Source organism: Flavobacterium sp. IB48, from assembly GCF_016405855.1.
GTDB classification, from domain to species: domain Bacteria; phylum Bacteroidota; class Bacteroidia; order Flavobacteriales; family Flavobacteriaceae; genus Flavobacterium; species Flavobacterium ginsengisoli.
The window spans coordinates 189,384-211,332 of sequence record NZ_JAEFCA010000006.1 but is presented as its reverse complement, the minus strand read 5'-3'; the positions used below and the strand labels follow the sequence as shown (position 1 = coordinate 211,332).

The window sequence follows — 21,949 nt, the reverse complement described above, 5'->3', positions numbered from 1 at the left end:
CACAACTTGCCGTGTTCTGGTGAACACAAAAATCCACCCTTCGGGATGGATTAAATGAAGCAGAGAAAAACAGCTTCAGGCTGTTCACTTTTTTACCAGTTATGTCATATTGCTTTTGCATAAGTCAGTTAATAAAAATCATTTTGCAAAGTAAAGTGCTCTTTAGTAGAGTAATGCAATATGTTACAGTGCCAAAAACTGACTTTGAATGCCAAGGACTACCGCAGTAATAAAAACACATAAATATCTATATTCCTTTGTACAAGTAAGCAGATGTAGGTAGGTAGTAATATAGCCAAGTAGTTTCAGAATTACTTCTCTATTTAGTTACAGAGCAACACAGATACCGAGATTTAAATATATATAAGCTGCTAACTGTGTCTATGAGTATAAGGAAAAGTAGCCCGCTAATTGCACACTTACAGATTGGGCTATATATACTCAGATGTAATTGAATTAGTATCTCACTAGGCGTCTCGTTATCTGAAGCAGTATTATTATATCAAGTTAGTTGATTAGAATAATATAAATGTAATCAGGTATTAAGGTCGACACAAAACTACCCGTGTACTGGAATAGATAGAAAATTACCTGTCTGATTACCTAGATAGTTAAATAAGTATAAATAATTAAAAACAGTAAAAAATGAAAACAGAAAACAAACCCGTATTCATTGCCTTTTCTTCACAAAAAGGAGGTGTTGGCAAAAGCACGTTCACGACACTTGCTGCCAGTACACTTCATTATCGTTTGGGTTTTAATGTTGCAGTATTCGATGCCGATTTTCCGCAACTTAGCTTAATGAAAATGAAAACCCGGGACCTGGCAATGGTCATGGAAAATGAGGTTTTAAAAAGGATGGCATATGCACAGTTTACCACGATCAACAAAAGAGCCTATCCAATCATCCAGCATAAAGCAGATGGCGTTTTGGAGGCAGCAAATGATTTTTTAGAATCTTCAAAAGTTCCAATAGACTTTATCTTTTTTGACCTTCCCGGAACGGTAAATACACCTGGAATTTTAAAAGCCTTGGCAGGGATGCATCACATTTTTACCCCTATTACTGCTGATCGTTTTGTGATGGAAAGCACCCTGATTTTTACACAGTTAATGCGGGATGTTATTATGAAAAAAGGAGAAACGTCCATTAAAAGCATTAATCTATTCTGGAACGAGGTAGATGGCAGGGAACGTTCATCTTTATATGACATCTATAACAAACTTATCGATGATTTAGGATTTAGTCTTATGCAGTGCAGCATCATGAACAGCACGCGCTTCCGAAAAGAAAACGAACTCGATACAAAGTCTGTTTTCCGCTCCACTTTGATGCCTCCTGACAAACACTTGATGAAGGCTTGCCGGTTAGATCAGTTTATGACAGAATTTCTAAACATTGTTCAATTATAAAGTTATGGAAAAAGATAACAAGAAAAAAATCACTCCTGATATTGACGAAGCGCTAATGATGGATATAATGGCGGATGGCGTTAAAAAAGAGGGACTAACGCCCCCGGTTGAAGAACATAAACCTTTACCAGAGTCGGTACACGAGAAGATTATAAAGGAACGTATAAAAATTAAAAGAGGAACTGACACAGATTATGAGGCCATTTTTTTTAAGAAAACTGATACCAATGCCCGAGATGGTAAAACCGTGTATATCCAGCCAGATTTTCATGAAAAATTATCTCGGATCGTTCAGGTTATCGGTGGGGATAAGATAGCGATTTATGCCTATCTAAACAATGTACTGGAGCATCATTTTCAGGAATTTGGAGAACAGATCACCAAAAGTTTTAATGAGAAATATAAACCTATTTTATAAACTAACCATGAAGATAAAAATTAAAATCCATGAGAACCGTAAAGAACAATTTCAAAGATTGTTTATGGTCAATCGATTTCCGGCAGGACGAACTGGAAAAGTAGTATACCTGCGTCCTGAGTATCACGAGCGTCTGCTCCGCATTGTCCAATTATCAAGAGAAGGAAAAATTACGCTATATTCTTATATTGACAACATAATGGAACATCACTTCCGGGAATTTGGCGAAGACATCATAGATTATTACAATGAACACAACAAACCAATTCTTTAGTTATGGAAACAATAATTGTGATATGCCTGCTAATAATTATTGCGCTGTTATTACAGGATAAAATTGTTATCAAGAAAAGGATGGCGCGAAAGCCTCCACAGAAAAAAAATAATCCAACATTTCCTGATATTATGGGCCAACCCAACCCTATGAGAAGTCTTTACGTGCCAATCAACACCACTAAAAGCCACATACAAGAAACAGAGATTAATCCTGATAATTTAGACATTAAATACGACGAAAATGAAAACGTCAGTATCCAAATCCGCAAAGAAGAGCTGGACGAAGTTTTCAGTAACATACCTAATTTTGAGGAAGAGGAAGAAGAATGGAATAATTATGGAATATCCAGTGCGAATGACGGTTTTGCCCAAGGAGTGACCTTTGAAGAACTAAGCTCTGTGGGGATGTTGCTGCAAAAAGAAAAATTGGAGCCATCTCAAAAAGAAACAGCAGTTGGCATAGTTCAGAAAATACAAGGAACCGAATTATTCAGCCTGCTGGAAAATTCCATGGAGAGTGCTTCCCGTAAGATAGCCGAGCTATTGGACGGGAGCCTTTCTTTTGAAACTAATTCCGGTTCTTCCATTTTGCGGAAAAATGATTTGAATGATTTTGACATTGGGGATTTTGTGTAAAAAAGTGATTGTCTGCTTTTGGGGCAAGCTCTTTTGGCTCTTTTCTTCGTTTTAAAATAATTTTGACTTCTCGGTAAATTACAAAAACAACTTTTAAAATATATTTACTTTATTTTCCAAAATCCTGAAAAAACTTACTAAATTATCTTAAATCAAAAGAATATAAGAACCGTTAAATTTATATATTTACTATTCTATAAACTTTTAATTGTTTTTTTTAAGCTGACAGAATTTGTTACAAAACAAAAAAAAACGATTAGAATAATTTTTTAACAACTAATATTCTTTAATATATGTGGGCAGATAATGAAACCTCTGATGATTTACTCGGTTTTAAAATTCATGCAGATTTAATTGTAGATGTAATCAATGACAATGATGTACTACCTGTAACGATTGGCGTTTTCGGAGATTGGGGAAGTGGAAAATCTAGCATACTTAAAATAGTAGAAAAAGAGCTCATAGGAGATGGTGAAGATGGATTTAATGACGGTACTCTAGTTTTGTATTTTAATGGCTGGGTTTTCGAAGGTTATGATGATGCGAAAGCTGCTTTATTAGAATCAATTATTGAAAAATTTGCTAAGCATAAAAACATAGGCTCAAAAGTTAAGGATGAAACCATAAAACTTTTAAAGTCTGTTAAATGGATGCGTTTAATGGGTTTAGGTTTTAAAAAAATTGCGATCCCTGCTGCAACAGCATATCTTACAGGAGGAGTTTCATTAATACCATATTTATTAAATGAGTTTTCACAAATAGAGCCTACAGAATTAGCTAATAAGTTAAAAGGCGATGAAGCAGAAAATTTTTTGAGCAGTATCATCAAGAAAAATGAAGATGATGAAATTACCATGGTTCGTGAATTCAGAGACGATTTTAAAAAAATGCTTGATAAATCCAAGATAGAAAAGCTTGTTGTGATTATTGATGATTTAGATCGTTGTACTCCTGATAGATTAATAGAAAACCTAGAAGCTATTAAACTCTTTTTAAATGTTGATAAGACTGCTTTCGTTATTGGAGCAGACCCAAGAATTGTAAGACACGCAATAGAGCTACGTTACAAAACAGATGGTATTGAAAACTCTCCCGATATAGAAAGCCGAAATGAGAGGATTGTTAGTGATTATTTAGAGAAACTAATACAGGTTCCTTACTATCTGCCTAAATTAACTGATAATGAAGTGGAAACCTATTTATCATTATTGTTCTGTCAAAAAGAGCTTGGTAGCGATTTCAATAAAGTCTTAGATGCTTTTTATCTATCAAGAGAGAATAATAGATACGGCGTATTTGGTTTAGGAGATATGGAATCAATTTTAGAACCTAATGAAAAGGATAAACTGACAAAGAGTGTATCAATTATAGCGTCCTTAGCACCTATTATAACTGAAGGCTTAAAGGGAAATCCTCGACAAATTAAAAGATTTTTAAACACCTATTCATTAAGGGATAGGCTTGTCAGAGTTGCTAAAATATCAGATTTTAAAATGGATATTTTAGCTAAGTTAATGGTACTCGAATATTCATCACAAAGTTTATTTCGGCAAATTTATGAATGGCAGTCATCTCAAAAAGGAGAACCAGCAGAAATTATTGATTTAGAAGTTTTAGTAAGTGAAAATAAAGTAAAAGAAATTAAAGATGAATATACTTCTGCATGGGGTACGGATAAAGTTTTAAGATGGTTAAATTCAGAACCGAAACTAACAAATGTAGATTTACGTGATTACTATTGGATAACCAGAGATCAATTAACAACCTCGATTAGTGGCAGCTCATTAATATCCCCACATATTAGGTCGTTAATCAAAAAACTAATGGAACCAGTTTCTGGTACCGCTTTAACAAGAACTGTTACTAATGAAATTAAAGACAAATTAAGTGAAGGAGATTATGAGACACTGATTTCGTTACTCGAAAAAGAACTTACCAAAGCACCTGAAAAAACAGAAATACATCAAGCCTTTATTGAGTTGATTGCTGGAAATTGTCCTAACATTATTGAAGCTTACAAAAGAACTATCAAAAAGGTTGATAATAATAAGATTCCGTTTAATTTACACAATGATTATAAGCTAGTCGAATCAAGAAATCCAGAGATTAAAACATTATATAAGATTTTCACAAAAGAAAGTCAGATTTATAAAGCAATAAATAATGATAAGTAATGGGTACTACACAAAGAATTAATCCAGGAGTGACTAATCAACCCAATTGGGGGGATTTGTCAAATTCAATTACTCAAATAGCTAAAACTTTAGAACAGGAAAAAAAACTTGATGATGAAGGAGCTAAAGATAATGAAAAGGATAAAAACGAGGATGAAAAGGATGATAGTAAAAACCCCGTAGTAAGTGATAACTCTAAACAGTATAAAAAAATATTAGAAAGGAGAACTGAACATGTTAGATCGGTATTTAAAAATTTGGTAAAAACAGGTGGTGGTCGCAAAGCTATTGCATCTGGTAAATCATCTTCTATCGGTAAGGCGGGATTAAAATCTGCGGGCAAACTTACTGGATTTTTTACAAGTGTAGCAAATAATGGTCTTGATAAAGCCTTAACCGAAATTGGTTTTGGTTCACTTCAAGGGAAATCGTTTAATGATGTAATTGACTATTTATTAATTTATTGTTCAGACTCCAACCAAGGAATGGATGAGACTGCAGCTAATAAAGCTTCATGTGAAATCATGAAAGAAATTGCAGCTCAATCGGATAACGATGTTAAAAAATACCAGGATTTAATAAAGGAATTGGTTGATGGTCAGGGGTTAGCGGATACGTTATGCAGATTTTGGGGACTTTACATTTTCGAACATTTATCACAACGTTTTGAAGAAAAAATACAACAGCAAAAAGGAGAGGAAGTCAGCAAAGAAACTTTTAAAATTATAAAAGATGACATATTAGGTCGTGTAAAAGTTTTAAATATGCAAAGAGCTGTATCAAAAATAGATTGGAATAAAGCTGAAGGGAAAAAAGAAATTGAGAAAATATTTGATTCCATAATTAAAGTCATCTGCAATGAAAAAAATTAATGTTGAAATTCCTAAGTATGATTTGAAAAGTGGAATTCTAAATATAAAACTTACAGAAGATAAAGGAGACTCTTCTACTGTTAGTGTTGATTATAAAACATTATTGCCATTCGCCATTTCTGTGAATTCAGAAATTAGAGATTTCTTCTTTATAACATGCTCAGTTTATGGCATTGATCGGTTTGTAAATCGAAAACAACATTCGGTTGATGGTTGGTCAAGAGAGCTAAATATCTCATTTCCTGTTTCAGAAATTAAGGTTTGGAATAATGTCAAGAATGATTTGGAAGAACTTTTTTCTTTTTTGACAGGGGATTATTGGAATATTGATTTTTATAAATCTGATTTTACAAATACGGCGTTTCCATTATCGCTTAATTTTGATGAAAAATATAAGCAATTAAATCTTTTTTCTGGAGGCTTAGATTCTTTGATAGGAGCAGTTGATTTTTTAAGCACACACCCTAAAGATAAAATCCTCTTAGCATCCCACTATGACCCTCAAATGAAAGGTCCTTTAAGTGATCAAAATGTTTTGTTAGAAAAATTAAAAGATAAATACACAGGGCTCTTTGAACACGTGCCTTCTATTAAAGTAACTTTATCTCAAACAACCACAAAACGGGAAACGACCTTCAGAAGCCGTTCAATTTTATTTATTGGTATTGCTCTTTTAGTTTCCCAAGGCAAGGAAGTTAATGAAATTATTGTACCTGAAAATGGTTCGGTATCTCTAAATTATCCTTTGAGTCCTTCAAGGCGAACTTCTTGTAGTACTAGAACCACCCATTCATTTGTATTAGACAAAACCAATTTGGTTTTAAAGAAACTAAATATTATAAGTAACATTTCTAACCCTTATGAATTTATGACAAAAGGTGAAATGGTAGATAATTGCAAAGACTTAAAATTTTTAAAACAGATAATTGGATTTTCAAATTCATGTGGAAAAAGAGGACATAGAGCTCACTGGCAAGATTTGACTGCAAGTCATTGTGGTGTTTGTATGCCCTGTATTTACAGACAAGCATCATTAATTAACCAAAAAGACTTTACTAACTATGGAAATACTATTAATTCTCTAATTCCTTTTAATACAAAAAAATCACAGGATGTAGGTATATGTCTAGATTTTCTTAAAAAAAATATTACCAAAGATGATATTAAAACAGAATTAATAGTTAATGGGATAAAGAATATCAATAAATTAAATAAATATGTTGATGTAGTAACGCAAACAAGAATCGAATTATCTAAATGGATTAGCAAAAATGGTAACCCATTGATAAAAACAAAATCCGGTTTATAAATGTTAGATACTCATTGTCATATTGATTTATATAAAAATCCTAAACTCATTTTAGATATATGCGAAAATAAAGGTATTACTGTTTTTTCGATGACAAATTTACCTAGTCACTTTGAGATGGGGTTACCTTTTTTTCAATCAAAAAAACATGTAAGAATAGCGTTAGGGATGCACCCTCTATATGCTACTCTTCATAAAAATGAATTTTCAAAATTTGAATTATACCTGTCTAAAACTTCTTATATAGGTGAAATTGGATTAGACTTTTCTAAAGAAGGTATTGAAACAAAAGATATTCAACTAGTTTCATTTAATCGAATTTTAAAGTTGGTTTTTGATAAAAAGAAAATACTTAGTATACATTCGAGAAAGGCTGAAAAGGAAGTTTTAGAATTATTAATTAAATACAAAATTCAAAATGCAATTTTTCATTGGTATTCAGGAGGGCTTAATTTAATTAGAAATATATCAGATGCAGGTTATTATTTCTCTATTAATCCTGCCATGGTAAAGTCTATATCTGGTCAAAAAATAGTATCTAAAATACCAAAGGAAAATATATTGACGGAAACTGACGGACCCTTTATTAATAAAGGTGATCAGCCTTTATTTCCTGGTGAAGTTGAAGAAGTATTTGAGTATCTATCAAAAATCTGGAATATGCCTATTCATGAAGTTCAAAATAATATTAAAATGAATTTCAGAAGATTAATAAGTAATTTGAAGGAAGTGTAACTCAAACTTTAGGAAGTCTACAATTATACTTTCGGTGGGAGATAAATTTTTACCTTTCTAAAGATCTTGCATCGTTTCTCCTTTGAAACGTCCAAAATCAAATTGGGTCTTTTAATTCATGACCCTGTCTTTTTAATAATTGAATATAAATATTTAAACGATTATTCTTTTGACAGAGTTCATATTACAGTATCGAAGTAGGAGCTAGCTCTTCCACTATGAGAAAAAATGATTTGAGTGATTTTGATATTGGGGAGTTTGTTTAAGGAAACTCCCTAATCTCATTTTTAAATATGGTTATATAAATAGTCTATAATCATAAGATTTACCTTCAAATCTTGATAATAACTTACCTATACGTGCAATTTGATTTGAAGAATCGATAGTTGAAGGAAGTTTAGAATATAAGTCTAGAGAATTCCAATTCATTTTTGTTAGGCCTAAAATTTCTGTTGCAATCGTATTAATGTTTGAATCACCATAATGCTTAATGATTTTGATCGGAGATGGAATACTTCTGCCTCCGTGATAAAATTTATAGTTAGGTTGTCTAACAGAGGGAACTATACCATGTGTCCACAAAAGCGCAGTATGCTTATTTGTAACTATACAAGTACCTCTAGAAATAGGAAATTTATCAACCTGCAAATTATTTTGGTATATACTCATTGCTACAAAACGAGCATCAGCCTCATAATTAATTTCTATCAAATCTATTTTCTTTATCCCTGCTTTGTTAAGGCTTGCTTTTATTCCATTAATTTCATCTTCTGTAAACTTTGTCCTTTTATGGATTACAACTCTTTCTGGCAATTTATCAAGAGATTGGTAAAAAAGTTCTCTAATAGAAACTCCAAATTGAAAAGCATCCTTAAAAGAAAGATATGGATTATTCTTATTATCTAATATATAGTTGTCTATTTTTGAAAGCCTGTATTTTAATCCCTGACCATTCGAGTCGTAAATATGACTGCAACCTATAACTACTTCCGATTTATCTTTTATACGGGAGAGACTGTAACCAATTCCAGCATAGGCAGTGTTTTTTTCCTGACTATTCAAAATCCAAGGTGTTCGTAATGACTTGACGTAAAATGATAAGGAAAGCCACCAATAAATCTGGCACTTCAATTTATCATTTAATGTATCTTCTCTAATTAATTGTGTTGAAACACCTCTAGAAGCAGAAAATGCCTTTATATAATCATGGAGATCAAAACTTTCATTTTCGTTAATATAGCTTTCAAAAGGCTGCCATTCGTTAGGAATAAAAATTACTACGGTGCTTTGGCTTTGAGTATTTGCAATTTTTTCGATTTTGGACGTTAGAAGTCTTGCTAATTTTAAGGCGTTTTCGTGATTATATAAATCATTCTCCCCCTTAAAATCTACATCTAACCATTTATCATTATTTTCATATGCTGGTATGTTTATAGGTAAATTGAAAGCAGCTGAAAAACCAGGATAGTCAATTAGATAGTCTGGATTAATGTTATCAGAAGAATGCTTTAGGTGAAGTTTTGAAAGAAAGTCATAAAATGCGGACGAATATCTGCTTCCACAAATTGCAGAAAGATTAACTTCGTTTGAATGAATAACTCCATTGAGATTGACATCAAAAGGTCTATTGTTTACCAAGCCACGCATCGGATGATAGTCTTTGAACTCAACATTTGATGCGATGTTTTTGAATATTAATTGAGGTTCTAAAAATTGAACTCCTTTAAACTGTGTTTGTTTTTTGTTATAGTTATTTGCATTATATGATTTAAAGCTTGGATCAAGGACATTTATTTCGCCAAAAGCTGTATTGCCAGATATTTGAAACTCAAATCCGGTTCCAGTATATTCAGGATATTCAAATTTTATTTTTGGACTTTTAAATAGAATACCATTCCAAAAAATTAATAATTCATCGTATTTATCATTATATAGCTTTTCTAATCTGCTTTTACTAATCAATTGCTTTTGCTGCTTTGAAATTTCATCGATTGATGTGAGATGTATTGCAGGAATAAATGACAAATAAGCAAACTGTTGGTTGCTATCAAAATAGAAAGAAAGGTTTAAAGCTTTATGAATATTAATATTATTGAAACTGCTGTCAAATTTTTTAAGCCAAATTTTATCTTTAAAATTTGTATCTATTTCATACTTGGATGCAAAATATTTAAGAATCACTGTCAGCATTAATGATTTAAAAACAGAGACGTTTTCAATGTCATATTTTGAAATAGGCTCTCTTTTAATATCAGATTTTAGTTGATGTTTGAAAACTTTATCAATTTCGGTTAATGTGCCTATAGCAAACACCTTACCTTTAAAAGGTACTGCACATATATTTGTGTCCTTTATTTTTTCTTTTATGAACCTCCAAGGTCTTTCATTACCATAGTCTATTTCAAATTGAAATATTTCTTTAGGAAATGTAACAGGATGTAAGTTGCTTTTTATGTATTTATCTGTCTTATTAAAAGGAAGACTAAAATCTGTTTTTAAATAATCTTCATCTTTAGAAATTTCTAGGGCTTCCTGAATTTGTTTCTCAATATTTATATTTCCTTCAAATGCAGATTTACATAAATGAATTATCGTTTTATCGAAGCCGTCAGTTGAAATATAGTAAGCCTCCCTTCCTGCTTCTCTAACTTTCAAAATCAAATCATAGACTTCCTTAATAATGTTATCTCCATATCCGCACCAGTACAAGCGCCCAGATCCTTTATTTGAAAATGCCGATAGAATAGTATCCATTAAAGACTTGTCCCTGCCACTGTACCCTATAACCACAAGATTTTTATCATTGTGATAGCGAGAAAATTGTTCTTTAAAATTGTCGTTTTGGCTGTCTAATTCTTTCTCTGTATTCTTTAAAGTTGAGAATTTGTAATCTCCATGTAACGCTATAGTTAGTAATTCTTTGCTGCTTTGATTTCTGTAAATCCTATCGGAATTATCTAATGTGATTTCTATTGGAGTCAATCTGTTTTGATGCGCAGAACGAACAATCAATCCATCAAAATTGGTTGTCCAAACTGACTTTACAATGTTATGTTCTGCTAAAAGGCAAAGTAATTTATAACCTATATAGGGTTCTTTGTTTTCGATAAGGCTGAAAAAATATTTTCTTCTGTCATCAGCAATTGGGTATGCTTTCTCAGCATAGAAAGTATATTCTTCTGCAGAATCAAGAATGGGATATTCGCCTTGATTATCTAGCCAATTTTGTATACTTATACGTACTGATTCATTTTTATAATTTTTATAAAATTCTGCTGAATTGATATTTTTGGAAAGATATATGTCTTTTTTCCATTCCCAAATACAATCATATGCTGATTGAATTCCAGAACTTATTGAACTTCCAGCTCCAAGCAAAAACGAATGAGGAACATCAACATTCCTTTTGAAGGATCTCAATAAAGCATCATAATCAAGTTGTAAATTTTCTATCATAATTTTTAATAAATCCAACTCTTACGTCGTTAAACCAGTTAAATTATTCTGTAATAAATTTCTTCCAATACAAGATCTGCCTAAACCAGAAATGATTTTAAAGAATCGGTAAGTATTGACTTGCTAATATAGTGTTTTTTAATATTTGGAATGCCACTCTGAACCAAATAATTCCACTGACTGCCACATTTATATAACCACTCGGTTTCCATAACACCTTTGTTGCTAAAGCCCGAAAAGTGCGGGAAATAGCAATAATTTAAAGTGTTTAATAATGGAAAAACAAAGAAAAAAAATCCTGTTGGCAACAGTAACAATGCTGACAGGTTTCAGTGCGCTGGCACAAGGAAACGGCACGGCAGGTATCAATGAAGCCACTCAAATGGTAACTTCCTATTTCGACCCGGCAACCCAACTAATTTACGCCATTGGAGCGGTAGTTGGATTAATCGGTGGAGTAAAGGTGTATAACAAATTTAGCAGCGGAGATCCCGACACCTCGAAAACCGCTGCAAGCTGGTTTGGTGCGTGTATCTTCCTAATCGTAGCGGCTACCATCCTGCGCTCATTCTTCCTTTAATACGAGGTGTTATGAATTACAATATCAACAAAGGAATTGGGAGAACCGTAGAATTTAAGGGGTTGAAAGCACAATATCTCTTCATCTTCGCTGGTGGATTGCTAGGAACGCTTATCCTGGTCATGATCCTTTACATGGCTGGAATTAATTCTTATATCTGCCTGTTTCTCGGAGCAGGTGGTGCTTCACTTATTGTCTGGCAAACCTTTTCCCTGAATAAAAAGTATGGGGAACATGGACTAATGAAGATAGCAGCCAATAAAAGGCATCCCCGCTATATCATCTGTCGCAAAGCGATCCACCGCTATCTAAAGTTCACACCTAAAGCCAGTGCCGTATGAGAAATGCAGCAAAGGTCGCAACACTGGAGAGTAAATTTCCACTGCTGGCAGTAGAGAACAATTGTATCCTGTCAAAAGAGGCTGACATTACTGCCTGTTTTGAAGTGCATTTGCCGGAACTTTTTACAGTGGCTTCTGCGGAATATGAAGCGATTCATTCAGCATGGCACAAGGCTATCAAGACTTTGCCTGATTTTACGGTGATCCACAAACAGGATTGGTATATCAGGGAGAATTATAACCCTGATATGACAAAGGAAGACCAAAGTTTTTTAGCAAAGTCTTATCAGCGCCATTTTAACGAGCGTCCATTTTTGAACCATTACTGTTACCTGTTCCTGACCAAGACCGCCAAAGAACGCATGCGCTCCCAGAGCAATTTCTCTTCATTATGCAAAGGTACACTAATACCAAAAGAAATCAGGGACAAGGAAACGATTCACCGTTTTATGGAATCCGTTGCGCAATTTGAACGTATTGTAAATGACAGCGGATTTGTAAGTCTTGTTCGCCTCAATGAAGAAGATATTATTGGAGCGGAAGGAAAACAGGGATTATTGGAACAGTACCTGACATTGTCAAAAGAGGCCGGGACCCCAATGCAGGATATAGTTCTGGGTGGGGAAGAGGTACGTATCGGAAACAAAAGGTTGTGCCTGCACACCTTATCTGATACAGATGACCTGCCTTCAGCGGTATCGGCAGATACCCGTTATGAAAAATTATCAACCGATCGCAGCGATTGCCGTTTGTCATTTGCCGCGCCTGTGGGATTGCTCCTAAATTGCAACCATATCTATAACCAATATCTATTTTTGGATAACAGTGAAGAAAACCTGCAAAAGTTTGAGAAGTCCGCAAGAAACATGCACTCACTGGCACGTTACAGTCGTGCCAATCAGATCAACAAAGAATGGATCGAGCGCTACCTGAACGAAGCACATTCTTTTGGGTTATCTTCTATCAGGGCACATTTCAACATCATGGCATGGTCGGATGATCCCGGTGAACTTAAGCAGCTAAAGAATGACAGTGGGAGTGCACTGGCACTAATGGAATGCAAACCACGTCATAACACTACGGATACTGCTACACTGTATTGGGCAGGGATGCCTGGCAATGCAGGTGATTTCCCAAGCGAGGAAAGTTTTTACACGTTTATTGAACCGGCTTTATGTTTTTTCACTGAAGAGACCAACTATCATAATTCACCATCACCTTTCGGTATTAAGATGGCGGACAGGCTCACGGGCAAGCCAATTCATCTGGATATTTCCGACCTACCTATGAAACGTGGAATCATCACCAACAGGAACAAGTTTATACTTGGCCCTTCGGGAAGTGGTAAATCTTTTTTTACCAACCATATGGTAAGACAGTACTATGAGCAAGGTGCCCACGTATTGCTGGTGGACACCGGTAATTCTTATCAGGGGTTGTGTGAGCTCATCAAAGGCAAAACCAAAGGTGAAGATGGCGTGTATTTCACTTACACCGAAGATAATCCCATTGCTTTCAATCCTTTCTATACCGATGATGGCGTATTTGATATTGAAAAGCGAGAAAGTATCAAAACCTTGATCCTGACTTTGTGGAAACGTGATGACGAGCCGCCAACCCGTTCGGAAGAAGTGGCACTTTCCAATGCTGTGAGTGGTTATATCCAGCGTATACAACAAGATGGTGCCTATCCCTCTTTCAATGGTTTTTATGAATATGTGCAGGGTGATTACCGAAAGGTATTGGAAGAAAAACAGGTCAGGGAAAAAGACTTTGACATTGCCAATTTTCTGAATGTACTGGAGCCTTACTATAAAGGTGGTGAGTACGATTACCTGCTCAATTCCGATAAGCAATTAGACCTGCTGTCCAAACGCTTTATCGTCTTTGAAATCGATGCAATCAAAGACCACAAAATCCTCTTTCCCATTGTGACCATTATCATTATGGAGGTGTTCATCAACAAGATGCGCAGGCTAAAAGGGATCCGTAAACTCATATTAATTGAAGAGGCATGGAAAGCCATTGCTAAAGAAGGAATGGCAGAATATCTACGCTATTTATTCAAGACTGTCAGGAAATTTTTTGGTGAAGCAATTGTGGTAACCCAGGAAGTGGATGATATCATTCAGTCGCCCATTGTAAAGGAAAGCATTATCAACAATTCCGATTGTAAAATTCTGCTCGACCAGCGCAAGTACATGAACAAGTTTGATGATATACAGGCAATGCTGGGACTTACCGACAAAGAAAAAGCACAGGTACTTTCCATCAACATGAACAATGATCCTGCGCGCCTTTATAAGGAAGTATGGATAGGTCTGGGCGGTACGCACTCTGCGGTATATGCCACAGAAGTGTCGGCAGAGGAATATATGGCATATACCACCGAAGAAACCGAGAAGATGGAAGTGATGCGGCTTGCCGAAGAACTCGGCGGCAATGTAGAACTCGCCATTAAACACATCGCGATGGAGCGGCGAGAGGACGAAAATAAATAATTAGTAACAATTTAAAAATCAGAAAAAAAATGAAAAAGATCATGTATCTGGTGTGTGCTGTAATACTTACAGCTGCACCTTCAGCGAAAGCACAATTTGTAGTAACAGATCCCGCCAACCTGGCTTCAGGTATTCTTAACAGTGCCAATGAAATTGTGCAGACTTCATCCACGGTATCCAATGTTGTTAAAAATTTCAAGGAAGTGGAAAAGGTATATAAACAGGGCAAGGAATATTATGACAAGCTGCAGGCTGTAAATAATCTCGTGAAAGATGCGCGTAAAGTACAGCAGACAGTCTTATTGGTTGGAGATGTTTCGCAGATGTACGTGCAGAATTTCGGCAAGATGCTGAATGACCCCAACTTTTCCCCGCAGGAATTGGCAGCTATTGCTAACGGTTATTCTGCACTGCTGGGTGAGAGTACCGAACTTCTGAAAGAACTCAAGCAGATAGTAAGTTCCACCAATCTTTCCCTGAATGACAAAGAGCGTATGGATATAATTGACCGTGTGTACAAAGAGGTTAAGGAGTATCATAGCCTTGTCCGCTATTATACCAATAAAAACATTTCAGTTAGTTATTTGAGGGCGAAAAAGAAAAATGATGCCAAACGTGTGTTTGAGCTTTATGGAACCCCCAACCAAAAATACTGGTAAGTTATGGAATGGAATAATCTTCATGAAGTCCTGCGCTCATTATATGATGATATGATGCCACTTGCCGGCGATATGGCGGCAGTGGCCAAAGGACTGGCGGGATTGGGCGCCTTATTTTATGTGGCATTCAAGGTTTGGGAGGCGCTCAGCCGCGCCGAGCCTATTGATGTGTTTCCGCTGCTGCGCCCATTTGCTTTGGGGCTTTGTATTATGTTCTTCCCGACCATCGTGCTTGGAACAGTCAATGCGGTACTCAGTCCTTTGGTTACAGGAACCCATGCCATACTTGATGACCAGGTGCTTGACCTGAACAAATTACAGCAGCAGAAAGACCAATTGGAATATGAAGCAATGGTTAGAAATCCCGAAACGGCCTTTATGGCATCTGACGAGGAATTCGACAAGAAACTCGATGAATTGGGTTGGTCCCCTTCTGATGTTGGAACGATGGCGGGGATGTATATGGACAGGCAGGAATACAAGATAGAGAAAGCAATGAAGGAGTGGTTTCGCAATCTGCTGGAAATACTTTTTCAGGCGGCGGCGCTGGTCATAGATACCATACGGACATTTTTTCTGATAGTCTTGTCCATACTCGGGCCAATAGCCTTTGCCATTTCCGTATGGGACGGTTTTCAGTCCACGCTCACTCAGTGGTTTACAAGGTATGTAAGTGTTTATCTCTGGCTTCCTGTTTCAGATCTGTTTAGTTCCATGCTGGCAAGGATACAATCCCTGATATTGGAAAGGGATATTCAGATGCTGGCTGACCCGACTTTTATTCCTGATACCTCAAATACCGTGTATATCATTTTTATGATTATAGGCATTGTAGGGTATTTTACCATTCCAACGGTAACAGGGTGGATTATTCAGGCTGGCGGGGCAGGAAATTTTACCCGAAATATCAACCAAACAGCAATGAAATCAGGAAATATAGCCGGAGCTGGAGCAGGTTCTACAGTAGGAAATATTGGTGGCAGGCTAATGAACAAGTAAAAAATAATTAATCATTTAAGAAAATGGAATTTAAAACACTAAGAAATATCGAAAATAGTTTCCGCCAGATAAGACTTTACGCAATTGTGTTTGCTGTACTCTGTACAGGTGTTGCAGGATATGCTGTATGGAAATCATACAGTTTTGTGCAGCAACAACGAGAGAAAATTTATGTACTGGACAATGGCAAATCACTGATGCTGGCACTCGCTCAGGATGCGTCGATTAACCGTCCTGTGGAAGCAAGGGAACACGTAAGACGGTTCCACGAACTCTTCTTTACGCTCGCCCCCGACAAGAACGCTATTGAAAGCAACATGAAAAGGGCATTTAATCTTGCCGATAAAAGTGCCTTTGATTATTACAAAGATCTTTCGGAAAAAGGATATTACAACCGAATCATATCCGGTAATGTACAGCAGCGCATTGAAATAGACAGTGTGACCTGCAATTTCGAGAATTATCCGTATGCCGTGCGCACCTATGCTAAGCAGTTTATCATCCGTTCGAGCAATGTTACAAAACGTAACCTTGTTACCTCCTGTTTCCTTGTTAACTCCGTCCGTTCGGACAATAACCCGCAGGGTTTCAATATCGAAAAGTTCTCCGTAGTGGAGAATAAGGATATAGAAGTCATTGAACGCTAAAAATTAAAGGCTATGAAACTTTTACTTGATTTAGACGCACTGGTAAAAACCCTAACAGATAAGGGATATGACGGTTATTTCCATACGGAGAGCTGTTGTGCAGGCAAACTAAAGGACAGCATTAGTGAATTTTTACAGACTTGGGAAAATGGTAATGATGCTCCATTAGTAGCAAATTATCTCCATTTATCTACCTACCTCGAATGGAATGACCAAGACAAACCAAAGGTTGAGTGCGATATGTGGGTAAGATATGAGAACGGGAAATTCGATTTAAGGGATATAGAAATGCATATAACAAGAACAGACCGCTACGGGCAATTAATGAAGCAATCTAAACTGACAAACCTTACAGCAAGTTCGGTTCCGTCAATAATGCAGGCTATTGCCCAAGTGTCAGAAAAACCCAATGTTGAGATTGCTCCCCGAAAAAGAGGGTTTAGAATGTGATAACCCATATTCATTAAAGTATGAAAAAATTAAGAACAAATATAGACAAGTGGTTTGATAAGATGGACAAGCGCTGGCGGTCTTTACCAGTACATAAACAACACAAGTTCATGCTGTATTTTTTTGTGGGGTATCTGTTGTTGACCGCTGGGGTAATTTTTAAAATGTGGTACGACATGGCAAAATCCGATAACAGGATGGTCATCGAGCATATTGACAATCCTGTCAGTAAATAAGAAAGTCCTGCCTCCTAATTGGACACATTATGAACAATATTAAAAGAAAAGATTTATGAAAGAAAATGAAAAAAGGGTCAGCGTTCGGGTTGAAGAAGCTGACGGGTCCAGAGCATCCAATCTGCTTGATGATAAAAAGAGCAGTAAAGAACGGCTTAAAAAACCGGTAATATTCATACTTATGGGAATCGTGTTTCTCGGATGTATGTGCTTGATATTTAAACCTTCTTCGGGTAAAAAAGGAATCGAAAATATCGGGCTGAACGATACTGTTCCACAGGCCAGCGAAGCTGCGATGCAATCGGATAAGCAGAAGGCGTATGAGCAGGAAATGCAGGAGCAGAAAGACCAGGAAAAGAGCAATGCCCTGACCACGCTGTCCGATTACTGGAATGAGGACAAATCGTTCAGTGACAAACAGGATACACTCGCTGACCACGAAGAGCAAAGCATGGGCTACGCCAATAATCCGGGAAGATCAGGTAATCCGGCACTAAACAGTTACCGCAATTCTCAAAGTGCGATTGGTTCCTTTTATAAGGATGACAATAGTGAAACTCGCGAGCTCCGCAGACAGCTTGACGAGCTGAAAGAAAAGCTGGCTGATAAAGATGTTCCCAAAATCGTGACAGTTGATGATCAGCTGGCACTTATGGAAAAGTCCTATCAGATGGTGGCAAAATATCTTCCGACAGCCACAAATACCGGTGATCCGTCCAGCAACAAAGTTAGTACAGCTTCTGCCAGTACACAAAAGGAATATTTTGTGGCATTCGCCCCTGCAGCAAAGAGCGCCGTTTCGGCTTTGTACAGAGAACCTTTGGATAGTGCTTTTTTAGCGGATTGGAACGCAAAGAGGAACAGGAGCTTTTATACTGCGGGATCTGTACAGAATATTGCACAGCCCAAAAACAGTGTAAAAGCCTGCATACAGGAAACCCAGACCATTATTGGTGAAAGCGAAATACGCTTGCGTTTATTGGAATCTGCCCAAACACCTAACGGTACCATCCCGCAGGGGACGCTCTTAACGGCAATTGCTAAATTTCAGGGTGGTCGCCTGCAGTTGAAAGTTACTTCCATAGAACTCGATGGCAATATTATCCAGGTGGACATAACCATTTATGACCTTGATGGGCAACAGGGTTTGTACGTCCCGTATTCTCCTGAAATGAATGCCCTTACGGAGATGGCCGGTAATATGAGCCAGACTTCAGGAACGAGCTTGATGTTAACCCAATCAGCAGGACAGCAGGTTGCAGCAGATTTGAGTAAAGGAGTAGTTCAGGGCATTTCAGGCTATTTCTCCAAAAAAGTAAGGACACCGAAAGTTACCCTAAAAGCAGGGCTTCAGGTACTTCTTGTCTCTAACAAATTATAGTAAACTAAAAATAAATTAACAATGAAAAATCATATAAAAACCTTTTGGACAATTGCCATTATGATCGGCTCTGCCACTGCATCTTTTGCACAGGATAGTGTAAAAACACGCCTAGCTTTGGGTAAGATAGAACCGTACGAAATGGAAGTTACTTACGACAAAACTTCCCACCTTATTTTCCCGACCGCTATACGTTATGTAGATCTGGGAAGTTCGTACCTGATTGCCGCAAAGGCAGAAGATGCGGAAAATGTACTGCGAGTAAAAGCATCGGTAAAGGAGTTTGAACTGGAAACCAATTTTTCGGTGATTACCGATGACGGCCGCTTTTACAGCTTCAATGTATTATATAGTCCTTTTCCAGAGGCACTTAGCTACGATCTTCAGACAATGCAGAAATCGGTAGATAAAGAAAAAGGAAACGATGTGCTTTTTGAAGAGTTGGGAAACACCCTGCCATCACTGGCGGGCCTACTGCTGGAAACCATTTACAAAACGGACAAACGCATTGTAAAGCATATCGGGGCTAAAAGTTTCGGCATAGAGTTTACCCTGAAAGGCATTTACATCCATAATGGCAAATACTATTTTCATACACAGCTTACAAACCGCACCAATGTTCCTTTCGGGATTGATTTTATGAGTTTCAAGGTTGTGGACAAAAAGCTGGCCAAGCGTACTGTAGTACAAGAAAGACCAATGATACCGCTGCGAACTTACAAGCCGCTGGATGAGATTGGCGGGACAACAGCAGACCAGAATGTTTTCCTGTTAGATCAGTTTACCATTGCCGATGACAAGGTACTGCTGATTGAGATTTTCGAGAAGAATGGCGGCAGGCATCAAACGCTTCAGGTAGAAAATTCGGATTTGATAAAAGCCCGCCTGATCACCGATATGAACCTAAAATTCTAGTAACCTTTTAAAAATAGCAATACAGAAATGAAAAAGTATATCTATACCGCGATGCTTATTTTGGTGGGCATCGCAATGGCACAGGCACAACGCATGCTGCCTAAACAAAAAGGACTGCAAATAAGCACAGGAACCTTGTCAGATGAAAACCCAGGCAGAAACTATTACCTTAATATCGGTATGACTGTAAACGGTAAAAAGGGCAATTACCAGCTTTGGGCTTTGGAATACTCTCGCCAGTATTCCCAGTATAAGGATCTGCGCATTCCGCAGGAAACCTATACAGCCGAAGGCGGGTACAGTTTTTTTCTCCTGGGTGATGCCCGTAAGAACATTACGCTGAATACAGTTATAACAGGAGTGGTCGGATATGAAAGCATCGACCGCGGAGAAGTTTTGCTGTATGACGGGGCAAAAATAGTAAGTGAAGATAACTTTATCTATGGCGGGGGTGCATGGCTGTCTATCGAAACATATCTGTCCGACCGTTTTGTGCTGCTCCTTCAAGGGCGCATAAAAGCTTTGTGGGGTACAGATCTGGAACAGTTCCGACCATCGGCAGGTGTAGGATTAAGGTTTAATTTTTAAAACGTAAAATAATGACAGCAATTTTAAATAAATTCAGAATAGGAGTACTGCCGGTACTCGTGGCAGTCCTGTTATTTTCCATTACTTTGGTATCTTGTAGTAAAGATGAACTGGAAATACAGAATGATTTTCCTTTTGAGGTAAAAGTAATGCCTGTGCCAAAAGAAGTTGCCAGTGGCAAAACCGTAGAAATAAGGTTGACAATACTACCGGAGGGCCATTATAAAGGTACTAGATATTTCATTCGATATTTTCAATTTGACGGCTTTGGAACCTTGCAGTATTATGATCAGCTGCCTTATCAGCCCAATGACTTGTACTCATTGCCAGCAGAACAATTCCGGTTGTATTATACTTCACATTCTACGGTTTCCCAAACTTTTGACGTATGGATTTCGGATAATTTAGGAAATGAAAAAAAATTAAGCTTTGAGTTTAACAGCAGCGATTAATAAGCAATTAATTAGTTTAAGTTTCCGTTAGAAAATTCGCATTTTATGACAACCCGAAGATTCGGGTTGTTTTGTGTTTAAAATACTGATCTTCGATAGAAACATTGGATAACTTCCTAAACCTTACTATCTTTAAATAAAATATAGAACTCTTTAAATGTTCAAATTAACTGTACCCAAAAATATTTTAGTAATGAAACTTTAACTGCATTCTTATGAAAGATGTTATCGCACGTACCAATAGATTTTATATCGAAATGTCCCGAAAAGTACTCTCTGAAAAAGAATATGATGTATTGCAGAAACTGCTGATAGAAAAAATGACATTGCGGGAAGCGGCAGTTATTTATGGGGTCACAAGTGAAAGTGTTCGCCAAATTTACGAAAGAACTTATAAGAAAGTAAAGAGCGTAACAGATCTGCTTGGTGAAATTGATAACTATAAGCATAAATTGAAACAGTTAAAGTCCGACTGTAAATTTGAGACCCGGCAAATCAAAAAAAGAAAAAAGAAACCTGAACCTGAATTTGCCCCTGATTCCTGTCTTCAGAAAACATTGTATGAAAGCCATTTTCCGTTTAGCAAAAGAATGTACAGCATGTTCGAGATTTTGGATGTTCATACCATAGGCCAGCTCTGTGAGATACCTTTGAAAGATTTTCATCGTTACAGGGGATTTGGAAACCAGTGCAAAAAAGAATTGATCACATTTATAGAGTTTGAAAACATTGAATACCTTTTTGAAGGCTTTTCTGTTTGGAAAACAGAGCCAATAGAGTAATTGCAGAAAATTCACTTGTAATATTGCGGTCTTCTTTTGCTTCTTTTCTTTGACCGCTTAACCGGAAAGAAAAGAAGTTGCGTGAAATAAAGAAAGGGATGATGAATATCCCTCACAAAATTTTCACAG

The 21,949-nt window shown here is 36.6% G+C and carries 21 protein-coding genes; 20 read left to right on the top strand and 1 reads right to left on the bottom strand.

Annotated elements, in window-relative coordinates; all coding sequences use genetic code 11:
• The first annotated feature begins 645 nt into the window (after positions 1 to 645).
• From JC605_RS18665 to qatD, 8 genes are all read left to right on the top strand, one after another.
• Positions 646 to 1,413, top strand: coding sequence for a ParA family protein (locus JC605_RS18665; protein ID WP_198857641.1), 768 nt, complete (start codon positions 646 to 648; stop codon positions 1,411 to 1,413).
• Between the two features lie 4 nt (positions 1,414 to 1,417).
• Positions 1,418 to 1,831, top strand: coding sequence for a DUF3408 domain-containing protein (locus JC605_RS18660; RefSeq protein WP_198857640.1), 414 nt, complete (start codon positions 1,418 to 1,420; stop codon positions 1,829 to 1,831).
• On the top strand, positions 1,752 to 2,105 hold the full coding sequence (locus tag JC605_RS23775; protein WP_198857639.1) for a DUF3408 domain-containing protein: 354 nt from the start codon (positions 1,752 to 1,754) through the stop codon (positions 2,103 to 2,105). The genes JC605_RS18660 and JC605_RS23775 overlap by 80 nt, the downstream gene beginning before the upstream one ends.
• A gap of 2 nt (positions 2,106 to 2,107) precedes the next feature.
• Positions 2,108 to 2,743 (top strand): conjugal transfer protein TraD, encoded by a 636-nt coding sequence (locus tag JC605_RS18650; protein WP_198857638.1) that lies wholly within the window; start codon positions 2,108 to 2,110, stop codon positions 2,741 to 2,743.
• Positions 2,744 to 3,036: 293 nt separating this feature from the next.
• Positions 3,037 to 4,917 carry a P-loop NTPase fold protein gene (locus JC605_RS18645; RefSeq protein ID WP_198857637.1) on the top strand — a complete coding sequence of 627 codons (1,881 nt, stop codon included), beginning with the start codon at positions 3,037 to 3,039 and terminating at the stop codon, positions 4,915 to 4,917.
• On the top strand, positions 4,917 to 5,789 hold the full coding sequence (locus JC605_RS18640) for a hypothetical protein (protein WP_198857636.1): 873 nt from the start codon (positions 4,917 to 4,919) through the stop codon (positions 5,787 to 5,789). Before JC605_RS18645 ends, JC605_RS18640 begins: the two co-directional genes overlap by 1 nt.
• Positions 5,776 to 7,098 carry a Qat anti-phage system QueC-like protein QatC gene (gene qatC / locus JC605_RS18635; RefSeq protein ID WP_198857635.1) on the top strand — a complete coding sequence of 441 codons (1,323 nt, stop codon included), beginning with the start codon at positions 5,776 to 5,778 and terminating at the stop codon, positions 7,096 to 7,098. Before JC605_RS18640 ends, qatC begins: the two co-directional genes overlap by 14 nt.
• Positions 7,099 to 7,833, top strand: a complete 735-nt coding sequence (gene qatD, locus JC605_RS18630) for a Qat anti-phage system TatD family nuclease QatD (protein WP_198857634.1) — start codon at positions 7,099 to 7,101, stop codon at positions 7,831 to 7,833.
• A 297-nt stretch (positions 7,834 to 8,130) separates the two neighbouring features.
• On the opposite strand, the gene JC605_RS18625 is transcribed toward qatD, so the two are convergent.
• Positions 8,131 to 11,289 (bottom strand): SIR2 family protein, encoded by a 3,159-nt coding sequence (locus JC605_RS18625; protein WP_198857633.1) that lies wholly within the window; start codon positions 11,287 to 11,289, stop codon positions 8,131 to 8,133.
• A 274-nt stretch (positions 11,290 to 11,563) separates the two neighbouring features.
• Between JC605_RS18625 and JC605_RS18620 the strand changes: the two genes are divergently transcribed.
• From JC605_RS18620 to JC605_RS18565, 12 genes are all read left to right on the top strand, one after another.
• Positions 11,564 to 11,869, top strand: coding sequence for a DUF4134 domain-containing protein (locus JC605_RS18620; protein WP_198857632.1), 306 nt, complete (start codon positions 11,564 to 11,566; stop codon positions 11,867 to 11,869).
• An 11-nt stretch (positions 11,870 to 11,880) separates the two neighbouring features.
• A complete protein-coding gene (locus tag JC605_RS18615) occupies positions 11,881 to 12,210 on the top strand; it encodes a DUF4133 domain-containing protein (RefSeq protein ID WP_198857631.1) in 330 nt (109 codons plus the stop codon).
• On the top strand, positions 12,207 to 14,711 hold the full coding sequence (locus tag JC605_RS18610; RefSeq protein ID WP_198857630.1) for a TraG family conjugative transposon ATPase: 2,505 nt from the start codon (positions 12,207 to 12,209) through the stop codon (positions 14,709 to 14,711). The genes JC605_RS18615 and JC605_RS18610 overlap by 4 nt, the downstream gene beginning before the upstream one ends.
• Before the next feature lie 29 nt (positions 14,712 to 14,740).
• Complete coding sequence (locus tag JC605_RS18605; protein WP_198857629.1) at positions 14,741 to 15,370, top strand: DUF4141 domain-containing protein; 630 nt, start codon at positions 14,741 to 14,743, stop codon at positions 15,368 to 15,370.
• A gap of 3 nt (positions 15,371 to 15,373) precedes the next feature.
• Positions 15,374 to 16,369, top strand: a complete 996-nt coding sequence (gene traJ / locus JC605_RS18600; RefSeq protein ID WP_198857628.1) for a conjugative transposon protein TraJ — start codon at positions 15,374 to 15,376, stop codon at positions 16,367 to 16,369.
• 23 nt (positions 16,370 to 16,392) lie between these two features.
• The gene (gene traK / locus JC605_RS18595; RefSeq protein ID WP_198857627.1) at positions 16,393 to 17,016 is read left to right on the top strand and encodes a conjugative transposon protein TraK; all 624 of its coding nucleotides are present in this window, start codon (positions 16,393 to 16,395) and stop codon (positions 17,014 to 17,016) included.
• 12 nt (positions 17,017 to 17,028) lie between these two features.
• Positions 17,029 to 17,466: a hypothetical protein gene (locus JC605_RS18590; RefSeq protein WP_198857626.1), complete on the top strand. Its 438-nt coding sequence runs from the start codon at positions 17,029 to 17,031 to the stop codon at positions 17,464 to 17,466.
• Between the two features lie 291 nt (positions 17,467 to 17,757).
• Complete coding sequence (traM, locus tag JC605_RS18585) at positions 17,758 to 19,083, top strand: conjugative transposon protein TraM (RefSeq protein WP_198857625.1); 1,326 nt, start codon at positions 17,758 to 17,760, stop codon at positions 19,081 to 19,083.
• Positions 19,084 to 19,104: 21 nt separating this feature from the next.
• Positions 19,105 to 19,998 (top strand): conjugative transposon protein TraN, encoded by an 894-nt coding sequence (gene traN / locus JC605_RS18580; protein WP_198857624.1) that lies wholly within the window; start codon positions 19,105 to 19,107, stop codon positions 19,996 to 19,998.
• 27 nt (positions 19,999 to 20,025) lie between these two features.
• Entirely contained in the window at positions 20,026 to 20,586 is a 561-nt protein-coding gene (locus tag JC605_RS18575; protein WP_198857623.1) for a conjugal transfer protein TraO, read from the top strand.
• Positions 20,587 to 20,597: 11 nt separating this feature from the next.
• Positions 20,598 to 21,038 carry a DUF3872 domain-containing protein gene (locus JC605_RS18570; RefSeq protein ID WP_198857622.1) on the top strand — a complete coding sequence of 147 codons (441 nt, stop codon included), beginning with the start codon at positions 20,598 to 20,600 and terminating at the stop codon, positions 21,036 to 21,038.
• 215 nt (positions 21,039 to 21,253) lie between these two features.
• Positions 21,254 to 21,820 carry a sigma factor-like helix-turn-helix DNA-binding protein gene (locus JC605_RS18565; RefSeq protein ID WP_198857621.1) on the top strand — a complete coding sequence of 189 codons (567 nt, stop codon included), beginning with the start codon at positions 21,254 to 21,256 and terminating at the stop codon, positions 21,818 to 21,820.
• Positions 21,821 to 21,949 lie beyond the last annotated feature (129 nt).

Coding starts and splice junctions, on each gene's coding strand:
- JC605_RS18565 (WP_198857621.1), top strand. CDS start 21,254: ATGAAAGATGTTATCGCACGTACCAATAGATTTTATATCGAAATGTCC.
- JC605_RS18645 (WP_198857637.1), top strand. CDS start 3,037: ATGTGGGCAGATAATGAAACCTCTGATGATTTACTCGGTTTTAAAATT.
- JC605_RS18665 (WP_198857641.1), top strand. CDS start 646: ATGAAAACAGAAAACAAACCCGTATTCATTGCCTTTTCTTCACAAAAA.
- JC605_RS23775 (WP_198857639.1), top strand. CDS start 1,752: ATGTACTGGAGCATCATTTTCAGGAATTTGGAGAACAGATCACCAAAA.
- qatC (WP_198857635.1), top strand. CDS start 5,776: ATGAAAAAAATTAATGTTGAAATTCCTAAGTATGATTTGAAAAGTGGA.
- traN (WP_198857624.1), top strand. CDS start 19,105: ATGAAAAATCATATAAAAACCTTTTGGACAATTGCCATTATGATCGGC.
- JC605_RS18590 (WP_198857626.1), top strand. CDS start 17,029: ATGAAACTTTTACTTGATTTAGACGCACTGGTAAAAACCCTAACAGAT.
- qatD (WP_198857634.1), top strand. CDS start 7,099: ATGTTAGATACTCATTGTCATATTGATTTATATAAAAATCCTAAACTC.
- JC605_RS18605 (WP_198857629.1), top strand. CDS start 14,741: ATGAAAAAGATCATGTATCTGGTGTGTGCTGTAATACTTACAGCTGCA.
- traK (WP_198857627.1), top strand. CDS start 16,393: ATGGAATTTAAAACACTAAGAAATATCGAAAATAGTTTCCGCCAGATA.
- traM (WP_198857625.1), top strand. CDS start 17,758: ATGAAAGAAAATGAAAAAAGGGTCAGCGTTCGGGTTGAAGAAGCTGAC.
- JC605_RS18640 (WP_198857636.1), top strand. CDS start 4,917: ATGGGTACTACACAAAGAATTAATCCAGGAGTGACTAATCAACCCAAT.
- traJ (WP_198857628.1), top strand. CDS start 15,374: ATGGAATGGAATAATCTTCATGAAGTCCTGCGCTCATTATATGATGAT.
- JC605_RS18615 (WP_198857631.1), top strand. CDS start 11,881: ATGAATTACAATATCAACAAAGGAATTGGGAGAACCGTAGAATTTAAG.
- JC605_RS18625 (WP_198857633.1), bottom strand. CDS start 11,289: ATGATAGAAAATTTACAACTTGATTATGATGCTTTATTGAGATCCTTC.
- JC605_RS18660 (WP_198857640.1), top strand. CDS start 1,418: ATGGAAAAAGATAACAAGAAAAAAATCACTCCTGATATTGACGAAGCG.
- JC605_RS18650 (WP_198857638.1), top strand. CDS start 2,108: ATGGAAACAATAATTGTGATATGCCTGCTAATAATTATTGCGCTGTTA.
- JC605_RS18575 (WP_198857623.1), top strand. CDS start 20,026: ATGAAAAAGTATATCTATACCGCGATGCTTATTTTGGTGGGCATCGCA.
- JC605_RS18620 (WP_198857632.1), top strand. CDS start 11,564: ATGGAAAAACAAAGAAAAAAAATCCTGTTGGCAACAGTAACAATGCTG.
- JC605_RS18610 (WP_198857630.1), top strand. CDS start 12,207: ATGAGAAATGCAGCAAAGGTCGCAACACTGGAGAGTAAATTTCCACTG.
- JC605_RS18570 (WP_198857622.1), top strand. CDS start 20,598: ATGACAGCAATTTTAAATAAATTCAGAATAGGAGTACTGCCGGTACTC.